The sequence below is a fragment of the Micrococcus sp. Mcc89 genome (assembly GCF_024519795.1).
Taxonomy (GTDB): Bacteria; Actinomycetota; Actinomycetes; order Actinomycetales; family Micrococcaceae; genus Micrococcus; species Micrococcus luteus.
In genome coordinates this window covers 1-6734 of record NZ_JALJRI010000054.1, presented here as the reverse complement: position 1 = coordinate 6734, position 6734 = coordinate 1, and the positions used below count along the sequence as shown (strand labels likewise).

General features: G+C 76.0%; 6 protein-coding genes. 3 read left to right on the top strand and 3 right to left on the bottom strand.

Annotated features, from left to right (window positions below; translation table 11 throughout):
* Positions 1-68 precede the first annotated feature (68 nt).
* From menD to NR072_RS06580, 3 genes are read left to right on the top strand one after another with little or no spacing between them, the layout of a single operon-like run.
* Positions 69-2006 carry a 2-succinyl-5-enolpyruvyl-6-hydroxy-3-cyclohexene-1-carboxylic-acid synthase gene (gene menD, locus NR072_RS06590; protein WP_041104939.1) on the top strand — a complete coding sequence of 646 codons (1938 nt, stop codon included), beginning with the start codon at positions 69-71 and terminating at the stop codon, positions 2004-2006.
* Positions 2003-3403 carry a geranylgeranyl reductase family protein gene (locus NR072_RS06585; RefSeq protein ID WP_082836653.1) on the top strand — a complete coding sequence of 467 codons (1401 nt, stop codon included), beginning with the start codon at positions 2003-2005 and terminating at the stop codon, positions 3401-3403. Before menD ends, NR072_RS06585 begins: the two co-directional genes overlap by 4 nt.
* Complete coding sequence (locus NR072_RS06580) at positions 3400-4464, top strand: polyprenyl synthetase family protein (RefSeq protein ID WP_063189759.1); 1065 nt, start codon at positions 3400-3402, stop codon at positions 4462-4464. The genes NR072_RS06585 and NR072_RS06580 overlap by 4 nt, the downstream gene beginning before the upstream one ends.
* Before the next feature lie 43 nt (positions 4465-4507).
* Here NR072_RS06580 and NR072_RS06575 read toward each other — a convergent pair whose 3' ends face one another.
* From NR072_RS06575 to rarD, 3 genes are read right to left on the bottom strand one after another with little or no spacing between them, the layout of a single operon-like run.
* Positions 4508-5005 (bottom strand): HIT family protein, encoded by a 498-nt coding sequence (locus NR072_RS06575; protein ID WP_070709449.1) that lies wholly within the window; start codon positions 5003-5005, stop codon positions 4508-4510.
* On the bottom strand, positions 5002-5496 hold the full coding sequence (locus NR072_RS06570; protein ID WP_256836577.1) for a hypothetical protein: 495 nt from the start codon (positions 5494-5496) through the stop codon (positions 5002-5004). The genes NR072_RS06575 and NR072_RS06570 overlap by 4 nt, the downstream gene beginning before the upstream one ends.
* A 9-nt stretch (positions 5497-5505) precedes the next feature.
* Positions 5506-6525: an EamA family transporter RarD gene (gene rarD, locus NR072_RS06565; protein ID WP_044659539.1), complete on the bottom strand. Its 1020-nt coding sequence runs from the start codon at positions 6523-6525 to the stop codon at positions 5506-5508.
* Between the last annotated feature and the right edge of the window lie 209 nt (positions 6526-6734).

Genomic DNA, 6734 nt, shown 5'->3' with positions numbered 1-6734 from the left:
CGTCTCATCTCAGCCCGGCACCCATGTCAAGAACCTCATGCCCCACAACACCTAGACTGGTGGCCACCATGACCTCCGTCGACTCCCTCTCCGTGGCGCGCGCCGTCGCCACCGCCCTGATCGACGCCGGCATGCGGGACGCGGTGGTCTGCCCCGGCTCCCGCTCCGCCCCGCTGGCTTACGCGCTCGCGGCCCTCGAGCGCGCCGGCGAGGTCCGCCTGCACGTGCGGGTGGACGAGCGCTCGGCCGGCTTCCTCGCCCACGGGCTCTCGCTGGCCTCGGGGCGCCCGGTGGGCGTGCTGACCACCTCGGGCACCGCCGTCGGGAACCTGCTGCCCGCCCTGATGGAGTCCATCCACGCCGGCACGCGCGTGATCGCGCTGACCGCGGATCGTCCGCCCGAGCTGCACGGCACCGGCGCGAACCAGACCACGGACCAGAGGGGCGTGTTCGGCACGCACGTCCGCCATGCCGCCTCCCTCGGCTGCGACGCCGCCGACGGCGTGGATGCCGAGCAGCATCTGCGCCACGTGCGGGCCACCGTGCGCCGGGCCCTGCTGGCGGCCGAGGGGGTCGTCGCCGAGGCCGGTTCCGACGACGGCGCGCCCGGTCCGGTGACGATGGCAGAGGCCCCGGCCGGGCCGGTCCACCTGAACCTGCACTTCCGCGACCCGCTCGTGCCGAGTCCTGAGGAGGCGGCCGCCATGGGCGCCGCCGCGGCGCCGCACACCCCTGCTCCGGCCGTCGCCCCGACCGGCGCGAGCCCGGCCGCCGCCGCGTCGGCCTACCGGGCGCCCGGGGCGGTGCTCTCGGGGCTGCCCGAGCTGGACGTCGCCCGCCTGGACCAGCGGCGCACCGTCGTGCTGGCCTGCCACGGCGCCGGCCCCGTGGCCGCGGCCTTCGCGCTGTCCCTGGGCCTGCCCCTGCTGGCCGAGCCGTCGTCGAACGCGCGGTTCTCCGCCAACGCCATCGCCGCCTATCCGCTCCTGCTGGGCGCGGCCGGCGGGCGCGACGCGGACGCACACCCCCTTGCCGCCCGCATCGAACGGGTCGTGCTGTTCGGCCGGCCCACGCTCACCCGGACGGTCAACGCCCTGCTGGCCCGCCCCGACGTCGCCACGGCCCTGCACGCCCCCGAGCCCGCACCATGGTTCGAGCCGGGCCGGCGCCGGGAGACGCCCGTGGAGACCCTCGAGGAGCTCGCCGCCTTCGCCGGGCAGGGCGAGCCCGGCTGGCTCGCCGCGTGGCAGCACGCCTCGATGCGCGCCCAGGCCGCCGTGGAGGACGCGCTCGTCACCACCGACGCCGGCGACCGGCTCAGCCCGCAGACGGTGGCGCACGTGAGCGCCGCCATGGTCCGGGGTCCGCTCGTGCTGGGCTCGTCCTCGGTGATCCGGGACGTGGACCTGACCTGGCGGCCCCCCTCGGCGCCGGACGCGGAGGTGTACGCCAACCGCGGGCTCGCCGGGATCGACGGGACCGTCTCCACGGCCGCGGGCGTCGCACTGGCGCGCGGACGGCGGACCGTGGCCCTGCTCGGCGACCTCACCGCCCTGCACGAGGCGGGCGGCCTGCTCGTGGGCCCCACCGAGACCGAGCCGGACCTCGACCTCGTGGTCGTCAACGACGACGGCGGGGCGATCTTCGCGAGCCTCGAACACGGGGCCGTGGCCGAGGCGCCCGGCATGGCGGACCCCGTCGAACGGCTCTTCGGCACCCCGCACGGCGTGGACCTGGCCGCCCTGGCCGCCGCGTACGGCCTCCCGCACACGCGGGTCACCGACCGCGTCGACCTCGTCCGGGCCCTGTCCGACCCGGTGCGCGGCCGGCGTCTGCTCGAGGTCCGCTGCGACCGCGCCGACCGCCCGCGCGTCGCCGCCGCCCTGGCCGCGGCGGTGCGCGCCACGTTCCCGCCCGCGTGCCCCGTCCCGGACCCCGCGCCGGACGCCGGCCCGGCCCCCGCCCCGCCCACCGCCGAGCTCGCCGCCGAGGAGGCCCCCCAGTGACCGGCACGCCGACGTCGCCCGCGCCCGCCTCGACCCCCGCCGTCGTGCGCCGTGCCGACGTGCTGATCTCCGGCTGCGGCCCCGCCGGCGCCACCGCCGCCGCCCACCTCGCCGCGGCGGGGCTGGACGTGGTGGTGCTCGAGAAGACCGCGCACCCGCGTGAGAAGGTCTGCGGCGACGGCCTGACCCCGCAGGCGGTCCGGGAGCTGCAGCTGCTCGGCGTGCCCCACCGGGGTGAGCCCGGCGACGACGGCGGCTGGCGCGTCATCCGCGGCCTGCGGCTGCGCGCGGGCGAGCGCAGCGTGGACGTGCCGTGGGCGCCCACCCAGACGTGGCCGGACTACGCGCTCACGCGCACCCGACGCGATTTCGACGCCCTCCTGGCGGACCTGGCGCGCACCCGCGGCGCCGAGGTCCGCGAGCGGCACGCCGTCACCGGCGTCGTGCGGGACGAGGCCGGACGCGTGGTCGGGCTGGACGCGGAGCTGATCGCGCCGAACGGCCGCAAGACCGGGGAGACCGCCCGCTTCACCGCACCGATCGTGCTCGCGTGCGACGGCGTCTCCGCCCGCGCCGCCGTCTCCGCGGGCCTGCACCGCCGCGAGGACCGGCCCATGGGCGTGGCCGTGCGGGCCTACTACACCGCCGGCGCCGCCGTCGACGGGGCGATCCCCGCCCCGCCCGGCGACCGGGGGGAGTGGATGGAGTCCTGGCTGCGCCTGCCGGATGCCGAGGGCAACCCGCTGCCCGGCTACGGCTGGCTGTTCCCGCTCGCGGACGGCACCGTGAACGTGGGCCTGGGCATCCTGGACACCTCCCCGCAGTTCGGGAAGCTGGACTACCGCGGGCTGCTGAAGTCCTGGACCGGGGCGCTCACCGCGGACTGGGGGATCGCCGAGCAGACGCGCACCTCGCGGATCCTCGGCGCGGCCCTGCCGATGGCGTTCAACCGCACCCCGCAGCACGTGCCGGGCATGCTCCTGGTGGGCGACGCGGCCGGCATGGTCTCCCCGTTCAACGGCGAGGGCATCGGGTTCGCGATGGAGGCGGCCCGCCTCGCCGCGGACCTGGCCGTGCAGGCGCACGCGGCCGGGACCGACGGCGCCGCGGACGCGATCCTGTCCCGTTACCCGGTGATCACCCAGCACCTGTGGGGCCGCCACTTCGCCCTCGGCGCCCGGTTCGCCCGCCTGATCGGCGATCCGCGGGTGATGAAGGCGGCGCTGGGCGCCGGGATGGCCGCACCCCCGCTGCTGCGGGCCGCGGTGAAGGTCATGGGCAACACGGTGGACGCGCGGGGCGGCGACGCCGTCGACCGGGCCGTCCGCGTGCTCGAGGCGCTCACCCCCGCGCTGACGACCGCGGGCGGCGCGCCGTTGGGTAGGCTTGCCCGGTGACCACCGCAGACCCCGGCTTCGCCCTGCCCTCCGGCTTCGAACCCCTCGCCGAGCACGGCCGTGTCCTGGAGGTCGTGCTGACCGCGCTCGAGCAGGTCGAGGAGCAGCTGGACACTGCCCTCGGCTTCGACGACCTGTTCTCCGACACCGCCGCCCACCACCTGCTGGCCGCCGGCGGCAAGCGGGTCCGTCCGGTCCTGACGGTGCTCGCCTCCCTCCTGGGCGACCCCGCCCTGGCCTCCGGCGAGGTCGCCGACGTGGACGCGCCCGCCCGCCAGGCCGCCGTCGTGATGGAGCTGACGCACCTGGCCACGCTGTACCACGACGACGTGATGGACGAGGCCCCCGTGCGCCGCGGCGCTCCCGCCGCCCACCGGCTGTGGGGCAACTCGGCGGCGATCCTGGCCGGCGACCTGATCTTCGCCCGCGCCTCCCAGCTCATGGCCGAGCTGGGCCCGCGGCCCGTGCAGATCCAGGCGGACACCTTCGAACGCCTCGTGCAGGGCCAGCTGTGGGAGACTCGCGGCCCGGCCGAGGGCGCGGACCCGATCGAGCACTACTACGCGGTGCTCTCCGGCAAGACCGGCTCGCTGATCGCCGCGGCCGGCATGCTCGGCGCGCTGCTGGGCGGAGCCGACGAGGCCGCCGTCCAGGTGATGCGCGCATACGGCGAGAAGGTGGGCCTGGCCTTCCAGCTCGCCGACGACCTGATCGACCTCACCGGCGACGCCGAGCGGATCGGCAAGGTCCCCGGCACGGACCTGCGCGAGCGCGTGCCCACCCTGACCACGCTGCTGCTGGCCCGCGCCGCGCAGGGCGAGGGGCCGGAGGCCGAGGACGCCCGCCGGGTGCGCGCGCTCGTGGACGGGCCGCTCGACACCGACGAGCAGCTGGCCGCCGCCGTCGCCGCGCTCACGGGCCACCCCGCCATCGACGAGGCGTGGGCGATCACCCGCGGCTGGGCGGAGCAGGCCAAGCAGGCGCTCGACCCGTTGCCGGACTCCGCCGTGAAGGCGGCGCTCGAGGCGTTCGCCGACTACGTGGTCGGGCGCTCGGCCTGACGCCGCGGTCGGCGGCGTCGCCGCCTCGATCCGGGGAGGCCGCTCAGTCCAGGCGGGTCGGGGCGGGGTCCAGCGCGGCCGCGAGCTCCCGCGCCTTGCCGGCGCGGACCTCCGGGGCCACCGGGTGGCGCAGCTGCCGGTAGAGCATGTCCCCCTCGAAGCGGGGGAACACGTGCAGGTGGTAGTGCCACACGTGCTGGTTGCCGGCGGGCTCGTTGTGCTGGCGCGTGGAGACCCCGTCCGGGGCCCACGCGCGCTTCATGGCCAGCGCCACCTGCTGGGCCATCAGGGCGATGCGCTGCAGTACGCGCGGGGGCAGGTCGTAGAGGTTCTCGTAGTGCTCGGCCGGGCAGACCATGGCGTGGCCCTCGTGGTCGCCGAACCCGTCCACGGCGATCAGCACGAGCAGGTCCTCGTCCTGGTAGACGGTGTCCCCGAGCTCGCAGCGGTTGCCCGGGTCGGAGACGTCGCTGGCCACGAGCCCGCAGAACGGGCAGACGTAGTCGTCCGGGGCGTGGGAGACCGGGGCGGGCGCGGTCACCGGTCCAGCCCCTCGCCGTCGTCCTCGGGGTCCTCGAAGGTCCACGCGAGCAGGTCCGTCAGGAACTCGCTGAAGGTGCCGCCCTCGTCCTGCCACTCGCCCTCGGGCGCGTCGGCGCCGGCGGAGCGCCGCCACACCAGCGGGTCCGGCAGCGCCAGGTTGTCCACCGGCAGGCCCCACACGACCGTCTCGTCCGCGTCCTCCAGGAACATGAGGAAGCCGTCCCGCACCTCGAGGTCCTCGGGGTCCCACACGTAGTGGTCCGTCTCCATGAGGTCGCCGCAGTTGCCCAGGGCGAGGTAGAACTCGCGGAGAGCAGCCGGGATCATGAGCCCGGCGCCGAGCTGCTCCGCCGCGGGGGACTGGGCCAGCCGGGCGTCGACGTCGGCGGGGGCGAGGCCGTCGTCCTCGGCCCAGGCGTCGCTCAGCAGGTCCGGGACGAGCCGCTGGAAGGCCGGGAGGTACACGGGGGCGGGGGGCTTGGCGGGCATGCCGCCAGTCTAGGCGTGCGCGCCCTGCCCGGCCCGGACCGCCCGACGCTGCAGGCGGGAGGCGTTCAGCTGGTCGAGGGTGAAGACCGCCAGCGAGAGCCAGATGAGCCCGAAGCCCGCCCAGCGGGCCGCGGGCATCTGCTCGCCGAGGACCGTGACCGCCACGAGGAACTGCAGGATGGGCGCCGTGTACTGCAGCATCCCGAGCGTGGTCAGCGTCAGGGAGCGGGCCGCCGCCGAGAACAGGATGAGCGGAACGGCGGTGAGCACGCCGAGCCCGGCCATGAGCCAGAAGTGGCCGGGCCCCTCGGTGACGGTGGTGAGCAGCCCGGCCTGCGCCAGCAGCACGCTGCCCACCACGAACACGGGGATCAGCACCACGGTCTCGGCGGTCATCGCGGTCACCGCGTGCACGGGGGAGGGGAAGCGCTTCTTCACGAAGCCGTAGAGCCCGAACGAGGTGGCCAGCCCGAGCGCGATCCACGGCACCTGCCCCATCGCCGCGGACATCACGACGACGGCGGCCACCGCGATCCCGACGGCCACCCACTGGCCCCGCCGCAGCCGCTCCCCGAGGAAGAGCACGCCGAGCAGGACATTCACCAGCGGGTTCATGAAGTAGCCCAGCGACGCCTGGAGCACGTTGCCCGTGGTGACCGAGACCGCGTACAGCAGCCAGTTCACCGCGATGATCCCGGCGGCCAGACCCGTGGTGCCCCAGCGGCCGGGCGTGGCCAGCGCCGTCCCCAGCTCGCGCAGGCGGCGCATCACGGTCAGCAGCAGCAGGCAGAAGATCAGGGCGAAGCCGATGCGCACCACCACGATCTCCAGGGCCCCGGCGGGCGCGAGCACCGCCATGTAGAGCGGCAGCAGGCCCCACACGAAGTAGGCGGTGAAGCCGAGGGCCAGCCCACGCGGGTCATCGGCCGGGGCGGGGGAGACGGTGGGCAGGGCGCCGGTGTCGGGGGCGGCGCCGTCGGGGGTCACGCCGGGCCGGACAGCGGGGGAGGAGGGGCTCACGCGGACCACTGTACGGTCCGGGTGAGCACTCTCACCCAGGTTCCTCCCGGTCACGGCGGTAGACTGGGGGGTCGATCCCGCGCGCCGGTGCCGGGCCTTGCCCCGCGCTCCGCCGGCGTGCCCCGCCGTCGTCGAAAAGGACCCACCCACCGTGACCGTTCGCCCTGACCGCCCGTTGCGCATCGCCATCATCGGTGCCGGACCCGCCGGGGTGTACA

Coding starts and splice junctions, on each gene's coding strand:
- menD (WP_041104939.1), top strand. CDS start 69: ATGACCTCCGTCGACTCCCTCTCCGTGGCGCGCGCCGTCGCCACCGCC.
- NR072_RS06570 (WP_256836577.1), bottom strand. CDS start 5,496: ATGCCCGCCAAGCCCCCCGCCCCCGTGTACCTCCCGGCCTTCCAGCGG.